This is a genomic window from Psychrobacter sp. AntiMn-1, assembly GCF_001854065.1.
GTDB lineage: Bacteria > Pseudomonadota > Gammaproteobacteria > Pseudomonadales > Moraxellaceae > Psychrobacter > Psychrobacter pacificensis.
This window is the reverse complement of record NZ_CP012969.1, coordinates 2,381,477-2,404,025: the sequence shown is the minus strand read 5'-3', so window position 1 is coordinate 2,404,025 and position 22,549 is coordinate 2,381,477. Positions and strand designations below refer to the sequence as shown.

Annotated in this window: 21 protein-coding genes; 9 read left to right on the top strand and 12 right to left on the bottom strand. The window is 44.5% G+C overall.

What is annotated here, in order from left to right:
- Positions 1 to 54 precede the first annotated feature (54 nt).
- On the top strand, positions 55 to 1,074 hold the full coding sequence (locus tag AOT82_RS10305; RefSeq protein ID WP_071002907.1) for an adenosine kinase: 1,020 nt from the start codon (positions 55 to 57) through the stop codon (positions 1,072 to 1,074).
- A gap of 115 nt (positions 1,075 to 1,189) precedes the next feature.
- On the opposite strand, the gene AOT82_RS10300 is transcribed toward AOT82_RS10305, so the two are convergent.
- Positions 1,190 to 2,500, bottom strand: a complete 1,311-nt coding sequence (locus tag AOT82_RS10300; protein WP_071002906.1) for an O-acetylhomoserine aminocarboxypropyltransferase/cysteine synthase family protein — start codon at positions 2,498 to 2,500, stop codon at positions 1,190 to 1,192.
- Between the two features lie 231 nt (positions 2,501 to 2,731).
- Positions 2,732 to 3,394 carry a Fe-S biogenesis protein NfuA gene (gene nfuA / locus AOT82_RS10295; protein ID WP_058025134.1) on the bottom strand — a complete coding sequence of 221 codons (663 nt, stop codon included), beginning with the start codon at positions 3,392 to 3,394 and terminating at the stop codon, positions 2,732 to 2,734.
- A gap of 1,036 nt (positions 3,395 to 4,430) precedes the next feature.
- Here nfuA and AOT82_RS10285 point away from each other — a divergent pair.
- From AOT82_RS10285 to AOT82_RS10275, 3 genes are all read left to right on the top strand, one after another.
- A complete protein-coding gene (locus AOT82_RS10285) occupies positions 4,431 to 5,498 on the top strand; it encodes a bifunctional nicotinamide-nucleotide adenylyltransferase/Nudix hydroxylase (protein WP_071002904.1) in 1,068 nt (355 codons plus the stop codon).
- 161 nt (positions 5,499 to 5,659) lie between these two features.
- The gene (locus AOT82_RS10280) at positions 5,660 to 7,057 is read left to right on the top strand and encodes a nicotinate phosphoribosyltransferase (protein ID WP_071002903.1); all 1,398 of its coding nucleotides are present in this window, start codon (positions 5,660 to 5,662) and stop codon (positions 7,055 to 7,057) included.
- Positions 7,051 to 7,917, top strand: a complete 867-nt coding sequence (locus AOT82_RS10275) for an SGNH/GDSL hydrolase family protein (protein ID WP_071002902.1) — start codon at positions 7,051 to 7,053, stop codon at positions 7,915 to 7,917. The genes AOT82_RS10280 and AOT82_RS10275 overlap by 7 nt, the downstream gene beginning before the upstream one ends.
- A gap of 88 nt (positions 7,918 to 8,005) precedes the next feature.
- Here AOT82_RS10275 and AOT82_RS10270 read toward each other — a convergent pair whose 3' ends face one another.
- Positions 8,006 to 8,284 carry a type B 50S ribosomal protein L31 gene (locus AOT82_RS10270; RefSeq protein ID WP_071002901.1) on the bottom strand — a complete coding sequence of 93 codons (279 nt, stop codon included), beginning with the start codon at positions 8,282 to 8,284 and terminating at the stop codon, positions 8,006 to 8,008.
- Positions 8,285 to 8,783: 499 nt separating this feature from the next.
- Between AOT82_RS10270 and AOT82_RS10265 the strand changes: the two genes are divergently transcribed.
- The gene (locus AOT82_RS10265) at positions 8,784 to 9,389 is read left to right on the top strand and encodes a YceI family protein (protein ID WP_071002900.1); all 606 of its coding nucleotides are present in this window, start codon (positions 8,784 to 8,786) and stop codon (positions 9,387 to 9,389) included.
- A gap of 108 nt (positions 9,390 to 9,497) precedes the next feature.
- On the opposite strand, the gene AOT82_RS10260 is transcribed toward AOT82_RS10265, so the two are convergent.
- A complete protein-coding gene (locus AOT82_RS10260; RefSeq protein ID WP_071002899.1) occupies positions 9,498 to 9,932 on the bottom strand; it encodes a COG4315 family predicted lipoprotein in 435 nt (144 codons plus the stop codon).
- 528 nt (positions 9,933 to 10,460) lie between these two features.
- Here AOT82_RS10260 and AOT82_RS10255 point away from each other — a divergent pair.
- Positions 10,461 to 12,098 carry an FAD-dependent oxidoreductase gene (locus AOT82_RS10255; RefSeq protein ID WP_227517139.1) on the top strand — a complete coding sequence of 546 codons (1,638 nt, stop codon included), beginning with the start codon at positions 10,461 to 10,463 and terminating at the stop codon, positions 12,096 to 12,098.
- Between the two features lie 137 nt (positions 12,099 to 12,235).
- Here AOT82_RS10255 and AOT82_RS10250 read toward each other — a convergent pair whose 3' ends face one another.
- Positions 12,236 to 12,919, bottom strand: a complete 684-nt coding sequence (locus tag AOT82_RS10250; protein WP_071002898.1) for a TIGR00730 family Rossman fold protein — start codon at positions 12,917 to 12,919, stop codon at positions 12,236 to 12,238.
- Between the two features lie 596 nt (positions 12,920 to 13,515).
- Between AOT82_RS10250 and AOT82_RS10245 the strand changes: the two genes are divergently transcribed.
- Positions 13,516 to 14,361 carry an alpha/beta hydrolase family protein gene (locus AOT82_RS10245; RefSeq protein WP_071003754.1) on the top strand — a complete coding sequence of 282 codons (846 nt, stop codon included), beginning with the start codon at positions 13,516 to 13,518 and terminating at the stop codon, positions 14,359 to 14,361.
- Between the two features lie 230 nt (positions 14,362 to 14,591).
- Here AOT82_RS10245 and AOT82_RS10240 read toward each other — a convergent pair whose 3' ends face one another.
- Entirely contained in the window at positions 14,592 to 15,320 is a 729-nt protein-coding gene (locus AOT82_RS10240) for a putative quorum-sensing-regulated virulence factor (RefSeq protein ID WP_227517138.1), read from the bottom strand.
- Positions 15,321 to 15,516: 196 nt separating this feature from the next.
- On the opposite strand from AOT82_RS10240, the gene AOT82_RS10235 reads away from it, so the two are divergent.
- Entirely contained in the window at positions 15,517 to 16,107 is a 591-nt protein-coding gene (locus AOT82_RS10235; RefSeq protein WP_071002897.1) for a M23 family metallopeptidase, read from the top strand.
- Between the two features lie 68 nt (positions 16,108 to 16,175).
- On the opposite strand, the gene phoR is transcribed toward AOT82_RS10235, so the two are convergent.
- The 3 genes from phoR to dtd form a co-directional block, all read right to left on the bottom strand.
- A complete protein-coding gene (phoR, locus tag AOT82_RS10230) occupies positions 16,176 to 17,291 on the bottom strand; it encodes a phosphate regulon sensor histidine kinase PhoR (protein WP_071002896.1) in 1,116 nt (371 codons plus the stop codon).
- Positions 17,292 to 17,383: 92 nt separating this feature from the next.
- Entirely contained in the window at positions 17,384 to 18,088 is a 705-nt protein-coding gene (gene phoB / locus AOT82_RS10225; RefSeq protein ID WP_058025125.1) for a phosphate regulon transcriptional regulator PhoB, read from the bottom strand.
- A 112-nt stretch (positions 18,089 to 18,200) separates the two neighbouring features.
- Positions 18,201 to 18,653, bottom strand: a complete 453-nt coding sequence (dtd, locus tag AOT82_RS10220) for a D-aminoacyl-tRNA deacylase (protein ID WP_071002895.1) — start codon at positions 18,651 to 18,653, stop codon at positions 18,201 to 18,203.
- Between the two features lie 129 nt (positions 18,654 to 18,782).
- Here dtd and asd point away from each other — a divergent pair, with 129 nt between their 5' ends.
- Positions 18,783 to 19,616, top strand: a complete 834-nt coding sequence (gene asd / locus AOT82_RS10215) for an archaetidylserine decarboxylase (protein WP_071002894.1) — start codon at positions 18,783 to 18,785, stop codon at positions 19,614 to 19,616.
- A 91-nt stretch (positions 19,617 to 19,707) separates the two neighbouring features.
- Here asd and AOT82_RS10210 read toward each other — a convergent pair whose 3' ends face one another.
- From AOT82_RS10210 to fadA, 3 genes are all read right to left on the bottom strand, one after another.
- Entirely contained in the window at positions 19,708 to 20,337 is a 630-nt protein-coding gene (locus AOT82_RS10210) for an HD domain-containing protein (RefSeq protein WP_071002893.1), read from the bottom strand.
- Positions 20,338 to 20,467: 130 nt separating this feature from the next.
- Positions 20,468 to 21,043 carry an isochorismatase family protein gene (locus tag AOT82_RS10205; protein WP_058025121.1) on the bottom strand — a complete coding sequence of 192 codons (576 nt, stop codon included), beginning with the start codon at positions 21,041 to 21,043 and terminating at the stop codon, positions 20,468 to 20,470.
- 284 nt (positions 21,044 to 21,327) lie between these two features.
- Positions 21,328 to 22,500: an acetyl-CoA C-acyltransferase FadA gene (fadA, locus tag AOT82_RS10200; protein WP_071002892.1), complete on the bottom strand. Its 1,173-nt coding sequence runs from the start codon at positions 22,498 to 22,500 to the stop codon at positions 21,328 to 21,330.
- Between the last annotated feature and the right edge of the window lie 49 nt (positions 22,501 to 22,549).

Below are 22,549 nucleotides of genomic sequence, written 5' to 3'. Positions count from 1 at the left end.
TTTTTAACAATAAGAAAGATAACTGTTTATAAATTAATTGAAGAGAGGTAAGCAATGTACGATGTAATGGCGATAGGTAATGCGTTGGTTGATCACGAGTATGTGCTGTCAGATGCGGCACTAGAAGAGACCGAGCTGACCAAAGGTAATATGACACTAGCAGAGTTTGAGGAGCAGCAGCAACTACTGGCTTACTTTAAGTTGGCTGAGATTGAGCCATCAAAACAAGCCGGCGGTGGCTCAGCAGCCAACACGATGTTCACCTTTGCTAGCCTCGGTGGCAAGCCGTTCTATGCATGCCGCGTCGGTGATGACGATCAAGGGGCATTTTACCTCAGAGACTTGCACGAAGCAGGCGTTGCCACATCAGATAAATCTATCCATGAAGGCGGTGTGACCGGCTCATGCGTGGTCGCTGTCACCGAAGATGGCGAGCGTACCATGCAGACCTATCTTGGCACCTCAAGCGAAATCGCAGCTGACAATGTTGATTTTGATGCGTTGACGCAAGCAGACTGGCTATATTTAGAAGGCTATTTGGCCATGTCTGAAAGCATTCAACCAGCAATGACGCAACTGCGCCAACAAGCCGGTATTCATAATGCAAAAATTGCCGTGAGTTTTGCGGATCCTGCGGTAGTGAAATTTGCCAAAGACGGCCTGCTTAACATGCTCGGCAATAAAGTTGCCGTGATATTCTGTAATAGCGAAGAAGCCAAGCTATTCACCGATAAAAAACAAGTCAAAGCCGCTGCCCGTGCTTTGCTTGAACATTGCCAAACAGCGGTCGTCACTGATGGTGCCAACGGTGCGGTCATTGCCCACAAGCCTGATGACGAATCGGAGATTGAAGTTTACGACGTGGCAACGCCAGCAGTAACGAGTGTCATCGATACCAATGGCGCAGGTGATAACTACGCGGGTGCCTTCTTGTATGCGCTATCACAGCATTATAGCTTGCCAGAGTGTGGACGTCTTGCTAGCGAAATATCGTCACAAGTCATCCAGCAGTTTGGACCACGTCTTGCCTCGCAGGATTACCGAGATATCGCTCAGCGTGTCCTATCTGCTTAAATGCTGAATATGTATATTTAACGCAAATAAAAAGCCCATATCGACTTGATATGGGCTTTTTTGTTTATGGATTATAATCGCTCAAATAATTTTCCTAAATGAGCACGCTTTTATATTAAGCATTAGCTAATGCTTGCGCAAGATCGGCTTTGATGTCTTCAATATGCTCGATACCAATAGACAAACGTACCATATCTTCACTAACGCCAGCTTGCTCAAGCTCTTGTCCATTTAGCTGACGATGCGTCGTCGAGGCAGGATGACAGGCCAATGACTTGGCATCACCGATATTCACCAAGCGCGTAATCAGCTGTAGCGCATCGATAAAGCGCGACCCTGCCTCCAAACCGCCTTTTACGCCAAAGGTCAAAATAGCAGAAGGTGTGCCTTTCATATATTTTTTGGCAAGCTCATGCTCAGGATGGTCAGACAGGCCTGCATATTTTACCCAAGCGACCTTGTCATGGTCACGTAAGTATTCTGCAACCGCTTGTGCGTTCTGTACATGACGCTCCATCCGTAGGCTCAGCGTCTGCAACCCTTGCAAGATACTAAACGCATTAAGCGGACTAAGCGCCGCGCCCGTATTGCGTAGCGGTGCGACACGAGCACGCGCGATAAAGGCAGGCGCGCCCACGTCTTTGACAAAATTCACCCCATGATAACTGGCATCTGGCGTGTTCAGTAATGGGAAACGCTCAGGATAATCGCCCCACGCAAACGTACCACTATCGATAATCGCACCACCAATCGACGTCCCCGTACCGCTCATATACTTAGTCAATGAATGCACCACAATGTCCGCACCAAACTCAAACGGACGGCATAGCGCAGGCGTGGCAACGGTATTGTCAATCACGACAGGCACACCGTACTCGTGAGCAATATCACTGAGCGCCTGAATATCTACGATATTACCTAGTGGGTTACCGATACTCTCGGCAAAGACCATTTTAGTCTTATCATCGATTAAATCACGAATCGCTTCTGGATTTTTGTGGTCAAAAAAGCGCACCTCGATACCTTGACGCGGCAATGCATGCGCAAACAAATTGTAAGTCCCGCCATACAGAGTCGATACCGCAACGATATTGTCACCTGCTTCACAAATGGTCTGGATCGCATAAGTGATAGCAGCCATACCAGAGGCGGCCGCAAGCGCACCGATACCACCTTCAAGCGCAGCAACGCGCTCTTCTAGCACCGCATTGGTCGGGTTCATAATACGCGTATAGATATTGCCCGCGACCTTTAAGTCAAACAGATCAGCACCATGCTGAGTGTTATCAAACGCATAGGAGCTGGTATGGTAGATAGGTACGGCGACGGATTTGGTGGTCGGCTCCACGCTATAGCCAGCATGAATCGCCAAGGTCTCAAGACGCTGGTTGTTCTTTAATTCTTGGGCTGCTTGTTCATCACTCATCGTACATTCCTTTGTATGGATCAAATGTATTGATCAAGATTTACTGATTCAAGAGTTCGCGTTTAAAAACTATCTCAAAAAGCTGTCTGCTAAATCATAGCAATAAAAAAAGCTGAGTTCATCATAACTCAGCTTCTTTATTAAAAGAATAGCAAAATACTAATTGTTTAATGACAAACATGCATAAGCGTTTTTTATAACCGCTATGCTGCTTTTATTGGTTTTTTGCATTTATTTATAATAAGCATTTTCTGTGCGCGTATGGTCGGTATCATCAACCACTTGCGTCAGTTCTGGTATTTGCTGCTTAAGCTGTACTTCAACGCCTTGACGCAGTGTCATATCAACAGCTGAACAGCCTTGGCAACCACCGCCAAACTTCAAGACCGCGGTCAGGCCAATACCTTCTTCTTCAATCAATTCAAGCAACTGTACGTCACCGCCATGCGCTGCCAAGCCAGGGTTAATCTCCGACTGCAAGACATAGTTAATACGCTCTTCGACACTGGCATCAGCGCCCACTTTGGGTACTTTAGAGTTTGGCGCGCGGAAGGTCAGCTGACCACCAAAACGATCTTTATTGTAATCAATGACCGCATCTTCCAAATAAGGCACCGAGGCCGCTTCGATAAAGGCTGAAAAATCATCATAGGTCAAGCACAAATCAGCGCTGTCTTCTTCGCCTGGTTGGTTGTAAGCCATGCAGCACTCTGCGCGCGGCGTACCAGGATGCTCAACGAAGATACGCACACCGATACCATCAGTGTCTTGCTTGGCTAACAAGTCTGCCAAATAGCCTTGAGCAGACTCAGTGATGGTGATATTGCTTTTTGCTTCAACTTGCTCAGTATCTAATGCTGACTCATAGTCAGCGGCTTGATTTTGCTCACTCATAATGTTTCCTATGCGTTATGACACAAGCGCAATATCTATTATGGCGACCGTGTCGTGAATTTGAATTTTTCAAAATTTTTATGGCTTATATCAGTTTGCAAGCCATCAGTGCTTGAGGTTTATTATTGTAATGCACTGGCAGCAATAGTCATAAAATTTAATCCGTCTATAATGGCCATTATACCTGAATCAAGGAGTAATTCCGACCGCGCTACTGTGAATTGAACCGTGACCGCTGCAAATGGTTGTCATTGGTTTTTTCAATGGCACTACAAGTCAGTAGATTAGGCATTGTTTATATAATGACTGATAAGCTACCCTCTATATAAAGACAGCTGCATTATTTATCAAGTATCCTAGGTAGCTTTAAAATCATAAGAGATTTATGCTAATTAACGCCATGCACTTATCAAACCGTATACGTTCTATCACTAATCGGATTAAACACAAATAAAAACACTAGCTGTTTTCATTAATGACACTAGATTTACAATAACGGATTGTGATGATTAGGATTTTCGTAAGAAATTTAGCAATAGCTTTTCTGTATAAGACTGTTGTTACTGAAAGTTCTATTCATAAATAATAAATAAACAAAAGTAGATATTTATAAATGGAATATACAATGGCAACGTTAATATTGAGCATCTTTGTTATTCTAATAATCACTATGATAATCGCTAGTAATTATTACTTCACCTTAACCAAAAAAATAATGAAACGTTACGACAAAGCACCTTATCTACTCATCCTGTTTTACAATCCCTCATACCATATAACCTTTTACGCAGATTATAAAAATGATTTAAATCCTAAAGAAATAAATGCGTTTAAGTACTATTTTATACTTTACATAGTTACCATTGTTTTGTTTATAGCGCTGTTAATCATAGGCAATACCCTTATATATCTGAATAAAAACTAAGTGTCGCCTTTGACAAAACATCTTTCTACTTGTCAGAAAGTCACAGGCTGTGTCAGTATTAGCGTCATTAATTTTTTATCAGTAAAAATAAATTGTAGGAAATTGGCGTCTATGAGTGAATTATCAGAGCAAGCTTCAGATAAGCAAAACCCCGAGCAAAAAAACAGTACACACTACCGTTATTTGGTTTTTATCGGGCGTTTCCAGCCGTTTCATTGTGGGCACAAGGCAGTCATTGACGAAGCGCTCAAACGCTCTGATGAAGTGATTATGCTGATTGGTTCGGCCAATCTACCACGCAGCTTACGTAATCCATTTAGCGTCGCTGAACGCGCTGCAATGATCAAGGGCGCTTACTCAGCAGAAGACGCCGCTCGTATCCATTGCGTCGGTCTAGACGATGCGCTCTACAATGACACGCGCTGGCTACAATACGTCCAAGCAGGCGTGAAATCGGTCACGGGTGATTTGCAAACGGATATTGGCTTGATTGGTCACTCAAAAGACAGCTCATCATATTACTTATCGCTGTTCCCTAACTGGGCATCGGTGTCAGTACCCAATTATCATAATCTATCAGCCACGCCTATTCGCGACAGCTATCTGATGGGCGCTACGCCAACGCCTGAGCGCACGCCTGAGTCAACGCGCAGCGTCCTCGATGCATTCAAAAAAACGGACGACTATCATCAACTGCATGAAGAAGCGGACTTTATTGATAAATACAAAAGACAGTGGCAATCTGCCCCCTATCCACCAACCTTCATGACGGCTGATGCGTTGATTGTACAATCTGGGCACATCTTACTAGTCGAGCGACGTAGTATGCCAGGACGCGGATTGTGGGCATTACCGGGTGGTTTTTTAAACCCAAAAGAGACGCTATTTGACGCTTGTATTCGCGAGCTGCGTGAAGAGACACGCCTGAAAGTGCCTGAGCCCGTATTGCGCGGTTCTTGCCACAGTCAGCATACCTTTGATGACCCGTATCGTTCAGCACGCGGACGCACCATTACCCAAGCCTTTTACTTCCAGCTCAAAAACGACCCAAAAGGGTTGCCAAAAGTCAAAGGCGGTGATGACGCAACCAAGGCTTTTTGGCTGCCACTGGCAGAGCTTGATGCCAAAATGATGTTTGAAGATCATTATGCGATTATTACCAAAATGGTTGGCTTATAGTTTTTTAACAAATGATTACGTAAGCGATAGCTGTCTCAATCATTAATAAAAACCTCACTATTTACTTTGTTATTTTTATACCAGTGCCGATAGACGGCACTCAACCGCCGCCACTGTTCTTTCAAGGCAGCTGCGGCATCTCAAAGCAGAGGAGTTCTGTGATGTACACCAGTAATCTAAACAATTTAATCTTAAATAGTGACAGCTATAAAACCTCACATTGGGTGCAATATCCAAGTGGTAGTGAGTATCTGTCCAGCTACATTGAAGCACGCAAAGGCGACTATGATGTGGTGTTCTTTGGTCTGCAGGCCTTTATCAAAGAGTACCTAAGCACTCCTATCACGCATCAAGATATCGACGAAGCCGAAAAAGTGATTAAAGCGCATGGCTTAACCTTTAATCGTGCGGGCTGGGAGCACTTGATTGAAAAACACAACGGCTATTTGCCACTGCGTATTCAAGCCGTTCCTGAGGGCAGCATCGCTCCGGCATCAAATGTAGTCTGCCAAGTTATCAACACTGATCCTGAGTTTTATTGGCTACCAAGTTATATCGAAACAGCGCTATTACGCGCGATTTGGTATCCGTCAACGGTCGCTAGTGTCTCTCGCTATTGCAAAGAGATTATCCGTCAAGCGCTAGAAAAATCAGCGGACAATACAGAGTCGCTACCTTTTCGCTTACATGACTTTGGCGCGCGCGGTGCGTCGAGTCAGGAGACGGTTGCCCTTGGCAGCTTAGCGCATTTGGTCAACTTTGCTGGTACCGATTCAATGACAGCACTTATTGCAGCCAGTCGCTGGTATCAGATGGGTGATGACATGCCTGCGTTCTCTATCCCAGCGGCCGAACACAGCACAATGACGGCTTGGGGGCGTGATGGAGAAACCGCTGCTTTTCATAATATGATTAAGCAGTTTGGCGGCACAGATAAAGCTTTTTCAGTTGTGTCTGACAGCTACGACTTATGGAATGCGATCGATAATATCTGGGGCGACGCCTTAAAAGATGAGGTCGAAAATATGGGTGGCACGCTGGTCATCAGACCAGACAGCGGCGAGCCTGCCAAAGTGGTACGCGAAGCTTTAGAGCGCTTGGCGGTGAAGTTTGGCACCACCGTCAATAGTAAAGGCTATAAAGTATTGCCAGATTATGTGCGTATCATCCAAGGTGATGGCATCAGCCCAAACACTTTGGGCAGCATTATCGATGTGGTGCTAAAGGCTGGGTTTAGCGCGGATAACATCACCTTTGGGATGGGCGGCGGATTATTGCAGCAAGTCAACCGCGACACCATGAGCTGGGCGATGAAATCGAGCGCTATTTGTATCGATGGCACATGGAAAGATATTTATAAAGACCCTATCACCAGCCGCTCAAAACGATCGAAAAAAGGACGATTGGCACTGGTACAAGATGGCAATGGTCAGATCAAAACCATAAAAGAGCAAGCATTGAGTGCTCAAACGGACAATCTATTGCGTGATGTCTATGTCGATGGTCAATTATTGATTGAGGATGGCCTTACAACTATTAGGGAGCGTGCAGGATGGTAGACACCAACAAACTAACATCTATCGCAAAAGATGTCCTACTTGCCCCTGTATATCTTTATCAAGGACGCAAAATCAAGCGTGAAACCGTTCGTTTGCCGGAGCCAAACGGCGAAAGACATGGTATGGTTGAGCTATCAAAAGCAGATGATGGACTGTCATCTAAAAGCCAAGAGACGCTTAATTTGATGGTCGTGGGCGACTCAGCAGCAGCAGGTGTTGGCAGTCAGACTCAGCAAGAAGCGCTGGTTGGTAAGCTGATTCCGATATTGGAACAGAATGCCGTTATTCGATCGAACTTTGCACAGCTCAATTGGTCATTACAAGCGACGACTGGTCATACTAGCTTTGATATTTTGCGCAGATTATATGTTCTCCCTATTCCTGACCAACCTATCGATGTGATGTTGCTGAGCGTTGGGGTCAACGATACGACGTCCAATGTGGCAGTCCACAAATGGCAACAGCAGATCGAAGACATCATCCATATTGCACAGCGCAAGTTTGGTGTCCGCGAATTGATTTTTTTGAGCTTACCACCGATGGCGCAGATGCCTGCGATTCCCTCCCCACTCAATAATTTTGTTGGGGCAAAGGCCTCAATACTTGATGAGATATTGCAAAAAGTCTGCGCTGCTCATGACGGTGTCAACTATATGGCAACTGACTTTGCACGCATGATAAAAGAGCATGGCAATGGTCAGCCTATTGATATTGCCGTGATGTTCGCCAGTGATGGCTTTCATCCGAGTAGCCTGATGTATGGTTATTGGGCACAGCAGATCGTAGAGAACATTACGCAGTTATTGGCTCCATCTGCCATTCAGGCTGATGACCAAACACACTCAAGTGTTAGTGCCTAAAAACACATGTGTTTAAAAACAAAAAAACCGCTGAATCATCAGCGGTTTTTTATTACTTAGCAAAACACATTTACACCATAGGTATAAATTATTCAGCAGAGCCAGCAGTTTTCTTGCTACGGCCACCAAATGCACCAAAGCGTTTGTTGAAGCTTGCAACACGGCCTTCAGTAGAGGTTTTACGTTGCTCACCAGTATAGAATGGATGCGACGCACTTGAGATATCAAGTGGGTAGTATGGGTATTCTTTACCTTCGTATTCGCGAGTTGCTTTAGTCTGAGCCGTTGAACGAGTCAAAAAGAACACGTCAGCGTTCGTATCATGGAATAAAACTTCTTGGTAATCAGGATGGATATCTTTACGCATAATAAACTCTCTAGGTCCGATGTATGTATGGCAATTTGCGTCAACATCATGAGCGATGTCTCAAGCAAACGAAAACATACGTAACTGAGGCACTAAGGACATTATAAGTATGGCAACTGCGTCACTGGCTTATTCCAGCACAAAGCACCACTCTTCTGCTCACTTAGCCTTTCCCCAGCGGGAAAATTAAACCGCGATTTTAACGGTTTTTGTCACCCAACGCAAGCCGCAGTTGTGATAGAGATATGTGATAAGTTGTCACCAATACACAAATAGTGTTGAGATGTACGAGTTAACCCAGTACAATACTTTGGTTAGTTTAATTAATCAATTATATAGATATCTGTAGTTAAGCTAACGAGCTTTAGCTTTTCTTTGCCATTTATCTATTATCTATCGAACATTTATGCGATATGGCTAGTCAGTTTTCTTCAAAAAATATCGCACTCTTTGTTCATCGGTAAGCACAACTTCCCTAACACTAAATAAGGACTATTCAATGATAAACACTACCATCAAAACCACTACTAAGGCACTATTAATCAGCTCAGCACTTGCTATCACGACTATGGCAAGCGCTGCTCTACCAACTCAGTGGCAACTAGATAATTCACATACTCGTGTCGGTTTCTCTGTTGAGCATATGGGATTTTCTACGGTTATGGGGCACTTTAGTGATGTCGACGGCACTGTACAGTTCGATCTAAAAAACCCAAATCAAACTCAATTTAACTTTGTTGTAGATACAGACAGTATTGATACTGGTTGGGAAGCCCGTGACAAGCATCTGAAAACCGATGAGTTTTTCAATGTTGAGAAGTACCCTACCATGAGCTTTAAATCCACTCAGGTTAACTTTATCAATCCACAACAAGCAAAAGTCACTGGCGACTTTACTTTACTTGGTCAAACCAAACCATTAACACTTAACCTAACGCTAAAGAAAATCGATAACAGTCCTTTGACCAAAGAACCTGTGGTTGGCTTCCGTGCAACAGGTAATATCGATCGTACAGCGTATGGCATGGACGCTTACTCACAAGGCATCACCACCAACGTCCCTATTCAGATAGATGGTGAGTTGGTAGAAAAGAAGTCAAAATAAGTCTTGTTAGCTTCTAGCATTTACTACTAGCCATAAAAAAGCAGCCTCTATGATAGGGCTGCTTTTTTGTCTTAAGCTACTTTTACCTTAAGATAATATCATGACACCTTATTTGGTTGGAATAACATGCCAAACGTCGAATTTGTCATCGCCGTCTTTGTCACCCACCTTTGTATCATTAGCATAGAAGTATAATGGTTTACCATTCATCGCCCATTGATACTTACCATCTTCACGCTTGAACGCCGCAAACTGGCCAGAAGCTTTAGCATTGCTTGGTGCTTGGAAGATTGGCCACACAACTTGACACGCTGTGCCGCAATCTGACTTATTCATTGAATCTTTGTCATAGGTATAAAGCGTCATGTAATTGGTTGCATCAACCAACACGCCATTTTTGCTAGCAACAGGGGCAGTGTTATTATTGGTCGCTTGGACTTCGTGCGTGCCTGACATGTCATTTCCAACAACACTTTTTAGGGTCGTACAGCCTGTCAATGCTAATACGCCAGTTAGTGCAGATAACATCATGATATTTTTCATAGCAAATTCCTTGTCATTTTGATAATTGTAATAGTAAATTTTATGAGCCATTTTTATTTTTTGATGTAAAAGTGATAAAAACAAAGCTTTAATCTCACTTGAGCAAAATGAATATAACACAATGAATATAACACACAGTTTTTAGCGATAATGGCCATCAATATACAAACTTACAAAAGTGGCTGAATCTTACAAAATGCTTAAACACAGGCCTTTTTGGCTACAGAAAGCTGACCTTATCCCCACTCTCCAGATGTTGCACTCGACCTCGCCTATTAGAAACTGCCCAAGCCCACCTCACCTCGTTGACAAAACTCATGCATCTACTTACGTATTTGTCATCATATTGTCTGTAGTTCTTCGTAAAATGAACTTATAGAAATGAAGTATTACTACACAATGCAAAATCCCTCTGTTGTGGCTTATAAATAAATATTGAACTTAGCGACCTTCGCACGCATATCAATAGTTACAAGACATTTAACGATGATACCAGCATGGCCTGATGCAAATGCTACTAAGGATATAATGACGACAATGACTCAGTCTTCTAATAAAAATCACGCTCATTCTGTCAAACAAGATGATTCTTCTGATTCTTCTAAGGTGCTGTCTTATGGAGATCATCAAAACTCGCCAATCAAACGTCCTACTAAACGCGTCGGTATTTTGGGCGGCGGTACTGCAGGCTCAACGATTGCCATTCGCCTTGCCGCACTAGGGCTTGAGACTTATTTGTTTGAGAAGAAAAAATCACTCATTGATGGCCCACCAATGTGTCATTTGCATGCTGGCGGCAACTTGTACCGCGAGATACCTGATGAAGATTGTATGGCGCTCCTCAAGCAATGTATTGACATATTACGTCTCTATCCTTATACCATCGACGTCCGTCCTACTGTATTTGCGGTGCCGACACGCGATGAAGGACTGCCTGAAGACTTGCTACCGCGTTTGGATATTTTGACAGAAGCTTATCAAGATCTTATCGAGCAGGATGTCAACAATAAAGTACTTGGCGAACCTGAGGATTACTATCAGCTCTATAGCCATGAGCAGTTGCTTGAGTTGTCTGAGCGTGAGCAAGTTGAAGTACCAAGTACGGTTGATGAGTGGATGATACCCGTTGCCAAATACTTAGACTTAAATAAGGTAAAATTTCCGCTGATTGTCGTACAAGAATATGGCTGGAATATCTTTCGCTTGGCGGCTTCTGCGCAGTTGGCGCTTGAAGAATATGATCATGCCCATGTCTTTACTGACACCACAGTACAAAAAGTAGTCCCTGTGGATTGTGAAAACTGCACCAATGCCGATCACCATGTTACCAAATGGCGCATTGACTATCAGCAAGCAAACGACTCTCAAGCTGAATCTATCGAAGTCGATTATTTGGTCAATGCTTGCGGTTTTCGCACTGGTGTCATCGATGACATGGTCGGTGTTGAAGTCACGCGCATGGTCGAGTTTAAATCCTCTTATGTCACCCATTGGGGCGATGCAGGTGGACAGATACCTGAGATTATTGTGTATGGTCAACGAGGTACGCCCGAAGGCATGGCGCAGTTAACCCCCTATCCGGGTGGGTATTTTCAGATACATGGCATGAGTAAAGCCATTACCTTATTTGATGACGGTCTGGTCGCATCTAGCTCAGACAGCGCTCAGCCTAAACTACCACAGCAATACGTACACTATATCGAGGATGGCTGGGACAAAGCGCCGCTACAAGCGCGTAGCCAGCAGGCGATTGAATATGTGGCTGAGTTTGTACCGACATTCAATAGTGCACGCACTGTTGGCAATGCGCTATATGGTGGGCAGCAAATTCCTGGAGAAGATGATACGTTGCGAGTGGCTGACGTAAGCTTGTATTCTAATATACGTTACGCTCGTGCAGAAAATGTCAAAGCTTCCTCGACTTTGATCGCTGCTGATCAGATAGTCACTGAGCTGACGACGCTCGGATTGGTACAGAACGACACGCCAATGAATCGTAGCCGCTACGCACACGAATGGTCGTACCTGACACATAACGATGGTCTGGCTGTTGATAAGGTTGCACGTGTACTCGCTGAGCAGCGTGGATTTCCAATAGCAATGGCAGATGTCAATCATAGTATTCGTGAAGCAGCACTGGATGATCTCTCACCCGCTGATGTATAGCCGATATTAGTCATTTCTAGCGTTTACGGTTAGCTTTATGAATATAAAACTGACTATAAAAAAGGAGCGGACAACCAATAATCGGTTATCTGCTCCTTTTTTATGTGATTGCTTTTAATTGCTCGATTTTATAAAGCTTAGCTGTTGCTACCAGCCATTTTTTCTGTATCTACATGATCATTGATGGTCACGACGGTCTGTAGCATCTCGATTGCCTCGTTGATGGTATTGCACACCACCAAACGATCTAAATCTTGCTGCTTCATAAACCCTTGCTCGGTGGTATATTTTAGATGCTCAATCATACGGTCATAAAAACCATTGATATTGAGAATAATCATTGGCTTTTCATGTTGATACAGCTGACGCCATGTGGCGATTTCCATAATTTCTTCTAGTGTACCCAGTCCGCCCGGCAAGGTAATAAAAGCATCAGCATACTCTGCCATAACGGTCTTACGCGTGTGCATGGTATCGGTCAAATGCAAGCGAGTCAGCTGCTCATGAGCGATTTCGTGCTTGAGCATAAAGGTTGGAATGACGCCTACCGCCTCAGCACCGCCTTTGATGACCTCATCTGCGACCGCGCCCATGAGACCAATGCTAGCACCGCCATATACCAGTCCCATACCATTATCTGCCAACGCACTGCCAAGCTCGCGTGCTGCCTGCTCATACACATCATTGTTGCCCAAGCGTGAACCGCAATATACGGCCACTAGCGGCATGGACAAGGCAGACTTATCGACTGCTTTTTCAATATTGGTAATGTCTTTGCTCGTGATTACATCATAAGTATCATCGTTGATTTTCATTTGCATATAGTTTCCTTAATTTATCGATCATTTTTTATTGAATGTTTGTTATTAGGGCGTGTCATCATTTAGATAGCGAGGCTTAAAATGAGATAAATAGTAGTCAAATGAGAAAAAAATTGCAGAGAATATAGATATATTCACAAGATTTTTGACGATATTTGACAAGATTTAGCCATTTTAAGACCGCTAAATGATTGAATGGGCTAATTGATGACAGGCCCTAGTAAAGGTCAAATACCACACGTTTCATTTATAGTGTTATGCACGCCATTTATAGAATGAGTTCAACCAAGTCATACAAAACTTGAAAGTCATATTTGAGTACCTGTCTCGCTAGTATTTATCTTAACATAAGCAATGCTACCACATAGTCACAACGATTTATCACTACGCAACAACTACATTTTAAAGATGGGAATTGATGACTCATCGCAGTTTAATAATCACTATCTACTCATAAAAAACATGAAGGTATCACGATGGATAATCACAACGCTGTTTCTGCCGCAGAGTATGCAGAAAGTATTATTAACAATCCTTTGATTAGTCCTAATATTGCTGATGGCGCAACCAATATCGACACGTACTCGTTGAGCATCATGACCGATCGCAATCAGGCATTGGCAGCCACTGTCTATCGCCCTAAAGAGGGAACGACAACAGCGATTATGATCGCGCCCGCCACCGGTATCAGACGTCATTTTTATCATAGCTTTGCTATCTATTTAGCAGAGAGCGGCTTTGGCGTACTGACTTTTGATAATGAAGGGATTGGTGAGTCGCTTTCGACCAATCTGGCTAAGTGTGATGCTTCGCTCATAAGTTGGGGGCGACACGATATGCCTGCCGTGCTTGATGCGCTGCAAGATGAGTTTCCCGAGGCGTCTTATCACCTTATTGGTCATAGCGCAGGCGGGCAGCTTATCGGTTTGATGCCAAATTATCAGGCGATTACGTCCGTATTCAATGTCGCGTGTTCTTCTGGCCGCATCAAAAACATGAGCATGCCTTATAAGCTCAAAGCCATGGGATTTATGGACGCCTTTATCCCATTATCAAACTTAACCTTAGGGTACACACCATCAGACAAGATTGGCATGGGCGAGCCACTACCGCGCGGCGTGGCTCGTCAATGGCGTGAATGGTGTAATGGCGCAGGCTATATCAAGACTGCTTTTGGTAAAAGTATACACACCCATTTTTACGATGCACTCAGCATGCCAGCATTGTGGCTCGGTTTTAGCGATGATGATATTGCCAATAGCGAAAACATGGATGACATGATACGCGTATTTACGAACATGCCCGTCGAAAAGCGGTTTTTAAATCCTGAAGATTTCGGATTAAATCATATCGGTCACATGCGCTACTTTAGCAGTAAAACCAATGCTAAAGCGCCAGAGCTGTGGCAAATGGCAGTAGATTGGTTTAGTAAAGGTGAATAGCGTTGTTCATCCATCAATATATAGTCAAGTCAAATTAAAAATGACACAACGAGATTAAAGGCTATTTTTCGCAGCCTCTGGAGACGAAGTCACAGCAAGCAAGGAAAATAGCATTTAATCGAGTGTGTTTGTGATGCTACATCAGTTTTATTTGGGCTTTACTATAAGAGGCCGTCGCGACTGATATCATTTATTTGTATCAATACACAAAGTCGGTAAATGCGCTTTTATTACTTAGCATTGTTTGTTTTTTCTGCTTCTATCCGCTTCTTTAGGGCAGAATACAGTGACGGCTGCATACTATGAATATTGCCTATCATCCATTTAACATAGCTGATAGGCACCTCTTTGATTGGCTTGCCTTTGTGTTTGCCAAATGGCATCTTGCTCACAGGCGTCGCTTTATTTGAGATAGCATGTGCCGCTGCAAAATCGGTCGGCGCAATCTCTAAACGCTCGCAGCAGGCTTGATAAAGTAGATAACACATCCGTGCATCCCCTAGCGCGTCATGAGCGGCAATCGTCATCGTGCTCGCCTCGCCCTTACCCAATAATTGCTCGATACACTTAGACTGACCATAAGCGCGCCACTCTGGAAAGGCAGCACGCGCGAGTCTCACAGTACAAATCAGCTTAGCAGAAGGACTGCCAATCACTCGCCAATCAAAGCGTACATTATGGCCAATCAAATACTCTGGCAGCTCAAACTGATCCAACTCAAAACGCTCAAGACCAGCCACATCAGCATCAGTAATACCATGCACCTTGATGACGGCAGGGGATATAGAGCGGCCGCTATTGAAGTACTTCATCCATTCAAATCCAGTTGCCACGTTGATCGTCGCCACTTGAATGGGTCTCGGATTACGGCCTTGATCGGTTTCAGTATCGATGACAAGCGCTGTTTCAGCCATAGTAGCCGTATCTGTCATGTCAGCGGTGTTCAAAGCATCATTCATAAAAAATTAACCATCCATAGCACCATCATCGCTCAACCGAAGCGTTAAGTAGATAAAGTTATATTTGCTGTGCTTGTATTTAACCACACCTGTATTTATGGGGATAAAAACCATAGATAACAATGCGATACATACCTTAGCGGCTAGGGCTTTTATAATATTAGCTCATATAATATAAAACAGATAAGAGACATCAATGCTAGCAGATGGAAAAAGCCAACCACCGAAGCCTTCTTTTGTCAGTCGTGTACTCGGCGTACTGATTAAGGCAGTTGTATTGATAGGATTCTTATTTGTCTTTGATAAGCTGCTACCCAGCATTAGCGAGCAGACCCAATCATTTGTGGTCGCCAAGTGGCAGCAGATGAGCCTATTACAACAAGAACTGCCAACAGAAAACAGTCTCCCCAGTCCACTGCCAGAGAAAAACCTGACGGACACTTGGGGTGCGGCACGCAGTCAAGGGCGCTCACATGAAGGCATCGATATCTTTGCAGAACGTGGCACGCCGATACAGTCAACCACGCAGGGAATTGTGAGTAAGGTTGGTGAGAATAACTTGGGTGGGCGCGTGGTCGTCGTGGTAGGGCCTGGCGGTGCTGGTCATTATTATGCGCATCTAGAAGACTATGCCGATATTGCGCCCAATGATTGGGTCAATCAAGGCGATATTATCGGCTATGTGGGTGATAGCGGTAATGCAAAAGGGACACCGCCACATGTACATTACGGTATTTATATCAATGGCAGTGCCGTCAACCCTTACCCGCTTTTGCAAAAAGACTAGGTATACTAAATTAGTCATGCTAAATAAATCCGCATGACGAGTCTAAACAATATGGGGCAATGCCTGTACTAATTTGTCGCAGCCGACCTTACATACGCGGCTGGAAATACCACGCTAAATGTCGACCCCTCTCCCTCTATTGAGTCAATCTGCAACTGCGCTTCGTGCTGATGCAAAACGTGCTTCACGATAGCCAGCCCTAATCCTGTACCGCCTGTGGCACGACTACGCCCTTTATCAATACGATAAAAGCGCTCCGTCAAACGCGCAATATGTTCTGGTGCGATACCAAGTCCATCGTCCTCAACGGCAAATCGGCACCCATCCGATGTCTGCGTCCAACTGATGGTAATATTACCGCCTTTTGGCGTATATTTAATCGCATTGATGACTAAGTTGGACAAGGCGCTGATCAAGTACACCTCTGACCCATATAACCCATCATAAGTATCTATGTGCAAATGAATGGTGTGCTTGTACGCTTGGTTATATGCCTGTGCATCATCATAGATATTGGTGAGGAGTTTGGTCATATCGACATCATTAAACTCATGCGTCTCTTCGATTTCAATCTTGGAGAGCAGTAATAAGTCATTTACGATTCGATTCATACGGGCTGTTTGCTGGGTCATCAGCTCAAAACCGCGACGCCACTGCGGCGGCATGTCTGGTTGGTGAGAGAAGTTCTCCAAATAGCCCATCATTACTGTCAGCGGTGTGCGTAGCTCGTGCGAGACATTCGCCACGAAGTCTTGGCGCATTTGCTCTAAATGCTGCACGCGGGTCACATCATAAATAAATAATAGCTTCTCATCACCAAAAGGCGTGAGCTCACACTTTAGATAACGACTGGGATCGCGCCACGATTCTATATGAATACCATCATTGGGCAGGGTGGTGTTTTGATAGTACTGGCGAAACTCGGGCACAATGATAAAGTCAAACACACTTTGGCCTTTGTCAGCTGGCTGCAGTGACAAGAGATCCTGCGCCGCCTGATTCCACCACTCTAACCCATCATCTTCATTCAGTAAGATGACCGCATCTCGCAATGCTCGCAGCGCACTTCTGATTTTCTCTAATTGCTCCGCCGCATTTTGGCTAGCGATTTGTACTGGCGCATCTTGCTGGTCATTATTATAGTTATGGTCTTTTTTCTTTTTTGCTGGCGCTATCTTGTTCATTTCTTATCCTTACCACTATCCGCTATTTTATTTATTGTTATGGTGGCATTGTTCATACAAGATCAAGTTATCAAAAATCAACTTATATAAGATTAGCTTGGCTCAATAAGACTAGAGAACCGATAGCCTGTACCGCGCACCGTTTGTATCAATGTATCACAATCATAAGGGCGCAATAGTTTACGTAGACGCTTGATATGTACATCAATGGTTCGATCTTCGATATAAACGTTACCGCCCCAAACCTGATCGAGCAGCTGCGTTCTTGTGTAAGCGCGCTCTGGGTGACTCATAAAAAATGCTAATAAGCGATATTCTGTTGGGCCGACCTCGATGACTTTTCCTGCGGCTGTCACGCGCTGGCTTTTGGTATCGAGACTCAGCTGACCAATTTCGATAGGCTTGTCGCTACTCATCGCGCTACTACGGCGCAAGACCGCTTTGATTCTGGAAATCAGCTCGCGCGTCGAAAAAGGCTTGGTCATGTAATCATCTGCACCTGCATCGAGGCCGTGAACCTTGCTGTCTTCTTCGCTTTTGGCCGTTAGCATAATGACGGGTATCTCAGAGAGCATCTCATCGCTTTTGAGCATACGACAAAAATCAACACCGCTCTTGTCTCCGGGCAACATCCAATCTAATAATATTAATGACGGTCTATGATCGACCACTTGCTGATGCGCTTCTGATACGTCAGCCGCTTGTAGGCTATCAAACCCAGCCATTTCTAGCGTCATCACAACCATTTCACGAATCGCAGGTTCATCTTCAACAATCAAAATTTTCTCATTATACATAGGACATTCTCGGTGTTAGCGGACAAAATCTGGCATATAAAAAGGCGATAAATACTCACCAGTCTCTATCTATTAAACGGATTAATTATGACAGCCTGATGACACTCTGATGTCAGATCTCCAATAGAAAATTAAGTGGTCCATCATTGATGCTTTCAACTTGCATGTCAGCGCCAAACTGACCAGTGGCTACATTCGGATACTGGGTTTTGGCATAGTCGATGAGTTGCTCGAACAGCGCTTGGGCCGCATCAGGTGCCATCGCGCCACCAAAGTCAGGGCGGCGACCTTTATCCGTTTTTGCCATCAGCGTAAATTGTGACACTAATAACAATCCGCCGCCGACTTGCTGGACGTTTTTATCCAGTTTACCAAATTTGGCAGGATCGTCATCATTTTCAAAAATGCGATAGGTCAATATTTTGTCAATCATTCGCTTGGCGGCGGCGAAATCATCATCATGACCCAACCCAATATAGGCCAATATCCCATGATCAATTTTGCCAACACAATGCTCATCGATAGTGACGCTAGCACGGCTCACTCGTTGTATCAGTGCTTTCATTTACGACCTTCTTTATTTATAAATGGCTTACAGTTTATGGTCAGACAATAATACGCTGTCCATGATAAAATATGGCCATTAACTTGCCTATGCAATAATGACATCACATCCTATTTTGGTAGCCTTATTATGAATGTATTTACCACCTTACAACAGCTGGTACCGCAGCAAAAGCTCAGTAAAGTCGCTGGACGTTTGGCCGCCAGTCGTCATCCTTATGTCAAACGCACCTTTATCCGTGGTTTTGCCAAAGCTTATAATATCAGCCTAGATGAGTATGAGCGCCAGAGCCTTAATGCTTACGAGAGTTTTAATGACTTTTTTACTCGTGAACTAAAAGAAGATGCTCGCACCATCGATACCACCGCAAACGGCATCGTTAGTCCTGCTGACGGTATCATCTCTCAGCTTGGGCAAATTAAAGATCATAAAATGCTACAAGCCAAAGGGCGTCACTATGACGTTGGCCAATTGCTGGCTGATAGCGAAGATGGCCGTTATTTTGCCGATGGTAGTTTTGCGACAATCTATCTAGCTCCTAGCAATTACCACCGTGTTCATATGCCATTTGCCGGTACGCTGACCAAGACTCGCTATGTCCCTGGTACGCTGTTTTCGGTCAACAATACCACGGCAGCTAATGTGCCGGACTTGTTTGCACGTAATGAGCGTTTGGTCTGCATGTTTGATACCAAGTATGGCAAAGCGGCCGTTGTCATGGTAGGCGCTATGATTGTCGCTGGTATCGAAACCGTCGCCACTGGCAAAATTACCCGCACGGATGATATACAAGAAGCGGATCACGATATGCAGTTTGCGGCAGGTGATGAGCTTGGTCGTTTTTATTTAGGATCAACGGCTATCGTAGTGTTGCCAAAAGCAGCAAAAGCCGATTGGCAAGAGACCATGAAAGCCAATAGTTTTGTAAAAATGGGTCAATTACTGGGTGTCACGAAACCGTAATTTATTTCTAATATAATAAGAAATAAAAGCCCAGTGAAGCGTATATCACAATGCTCAACTGGGCTTTTTTATACCTAGCGTTTTTATAGATTTACGCGTCGATCAACCATCCTTGCTGGGTCGCATAGTCAATATTGTGTGATAGCCATTTATGAATAGGAGCAAAGCTGTCTTGAATAAACGCATGTGCACCTGCGACTTGACTACGTGTCACTCCAAGCTCACGCCACGTTTTGCCTTCAGTATTTAAGTTGAGCAAAAATGGCAGTAAGCGATCGACCACTTTAAGTAGCGCAGTCTCTTTACTACTGCCTGTCTCTTGCGCCTCCCAAATCTCACTCAAATTGCCAATCCCATTGCCGCGTTCGCCTTGCAATCTGGCGATACCCGCTCGCTCCTCAACATGTGCATCATGACGCGAGTCGGCGTACAAAAACGTATCGCCCGCATCAATCTCGCCCAAATCATGTACCAGTGCCATCTTTAGCAATTGTTCATGATTGACATCCAGCTCAAACAACTCAGCGATCGACCAGCATGCCATTGCTAAGTGCCAAGAATGTTCGGCAGAGTTTTCTCTGCGATCAGTCTCAGTCACGTAACTACGGCGATTCACGCGTTTGAGCGCATCTAGCTCTAGTAAGAAATGAGTGACGTCCTCTATATCGATAGTTGCAACGGATTTTTGATCGGTCAATGACGTCAGTGTGTTTGAAGACATATTTCTCTCTGATTTTTTGATAATTTTACACATTACGGTGTGGCTAACAACAAAATAGCGCTGATGTTATCAAGCGCTATCTCTTATAAGTCATTGGGTCAAATGACTGAGCACCCTATTATATAACCATCTACTTAATCAAATTCAGAATGGTTTTGAAAGCAGGGTCTTCACTGCTACGGCACAACTCAAACAAAATGGTTTCTACTGTCGAGATTATCCCACCTGCACGGCGAATACGGCGAATGGCTTGTTTTTTGTCGTATGGAAAACGCGAGCCAACGGCATCGCCAATAATGACCGGTTGCATACCATTGTCTAGCAAATCAAGCGCGGTCTGTAGCACACAGACGTGTGCCTCAACTCCGATAAGCAATACGGTACTACGGTTTTGCTGCGCTAAATGATGCCATGTGTCATTGTTATCGCAGGCACTAAATGTGACTTTTTCAAAGCTCTTTGCATTGTCGCCCTCTAGCACATCACGAAGCTCTGGCAAGCTATCGCCCAATCCTTTTTTATACTGCTCGTTGAGCATGATGGGAATACCAAGCGCTTGCAGTCCTTTGATTATGGTCACTGTTTTTTTGACGATATTTTCGTGATCATAAATGTACGGCGTGAGGCGTTCTTGTACATCGATAATCATCGCTTGGGTGTTTTCACGAGCAATTCGGTAAGTACGATCAGTAATCATGGTAGACATAGTACACTCCTTGTACGACTGATATTTATTATAAAAAGCTATTTTAGAATGGTCATTATTAGAGTTGTCATCAATAACATCTTAGCTCAGCTCACCCTTATTTAGTCACAGTTTCTTGAATGCGTCAATGGAGATAATTTTCATACGTACCTGTGTGCTCTTTACTACGCCAAGCATTAACTCGCTCATTATATTCACAAAAAACCCCCAGCCATCACGGCTAGGGGTCATTATTAGAATATTTTTAATCAACAAATGTTACAAACTGGTTGCCGATTTTAAAATTAAACACGCTCGATAATAGTGGCGATACCTTGACCAAGACCGATACACATGGTTGCAAGGCCAAGCTCGGTATCTGACTGCTCCATTGCATTGAGCAATGTCACTGTGATACGAGCACCTGAACATCCTAGTGGATGACCTAGAGCAATCGCGCCACCGTTGATGTTGACGATATCTTGCTTGTCCGTCAAGTTCAACGCTTTTAAGACTGATAGGCCTTGTGCGGCAAAGGCTTCGTTTAACTCGATGGTTTGCATGTCATCGATGCTCATGCCAGCACGCTTCAAGGCTTTGTTGGTGGCTGGTACAGGACCATAACCCATAATCGCTGCGTCACAACCAGCGACAGCCATGCTACGAATACGAGCGCGAGGCTTTAGACCAAGATCTTTGGCTTTTTGCGCGCTCATGACTAGCATCGCTGACGCACCGTCAGAGAGTGCAGAGGACGTCGCAGCAGTCACTGTACCGCCTTTTGGATCAAACGCTGGACGTAGCTTTTGCATTTGCTCCATCGTCGCATCTGGGCGAATCACTTCATCGACGGTACATAGCTGCAGGCGGCCATCTGCATCATGACCTTCGATGCCGATGATTTCATTATCAAAACGGCCTTCAGTGGTCGCAGCCCATGCACGGCGATGCGATTCAAGACCAAACGCATCTTGCTCTTCACGCGTAATGCCATTCATACGGCCTAGCATCTCAGCGGTCAACCCCATCATATTTGAGGCTTTTGCATAGTGCTTAGAAGCGGCAGGGTTTAGATCAATACCATGCATCATGCCGACGTGACCCATGTGCTCAACACCGCCAATGATAAACACATCACCTTGGTTGGTCATGATTTGTGCAGCTGCGGTATGTAGTGCCTGCATAGATGAGCCGCACAGACGGTTAACCGTTTGTCCACCAGCAGTCTTTGGAATACCTGCCAATAGGCCAATGTTACGACCGATGTTCATGCCCTGCTCTAGTGTTTGGTTGACACAGCCCCAGATAATATCTTCGATGTCATTGGTGTCGAAGTCGTTACGTTCTACTAGCGCGCGTACCAGTTCAGCGGATATGGTATCCGCACGTACATGGCGGAACATACCATTTTTAGATCTGCCCATCGCTGAGCGCACGCCATCTACGATGACCACATCTTTTGGACTTAAAGTTGTCATACTATCTTCCTTTTCAATTTTTATTGTCAGTGTTGTCGATTTAATCGGG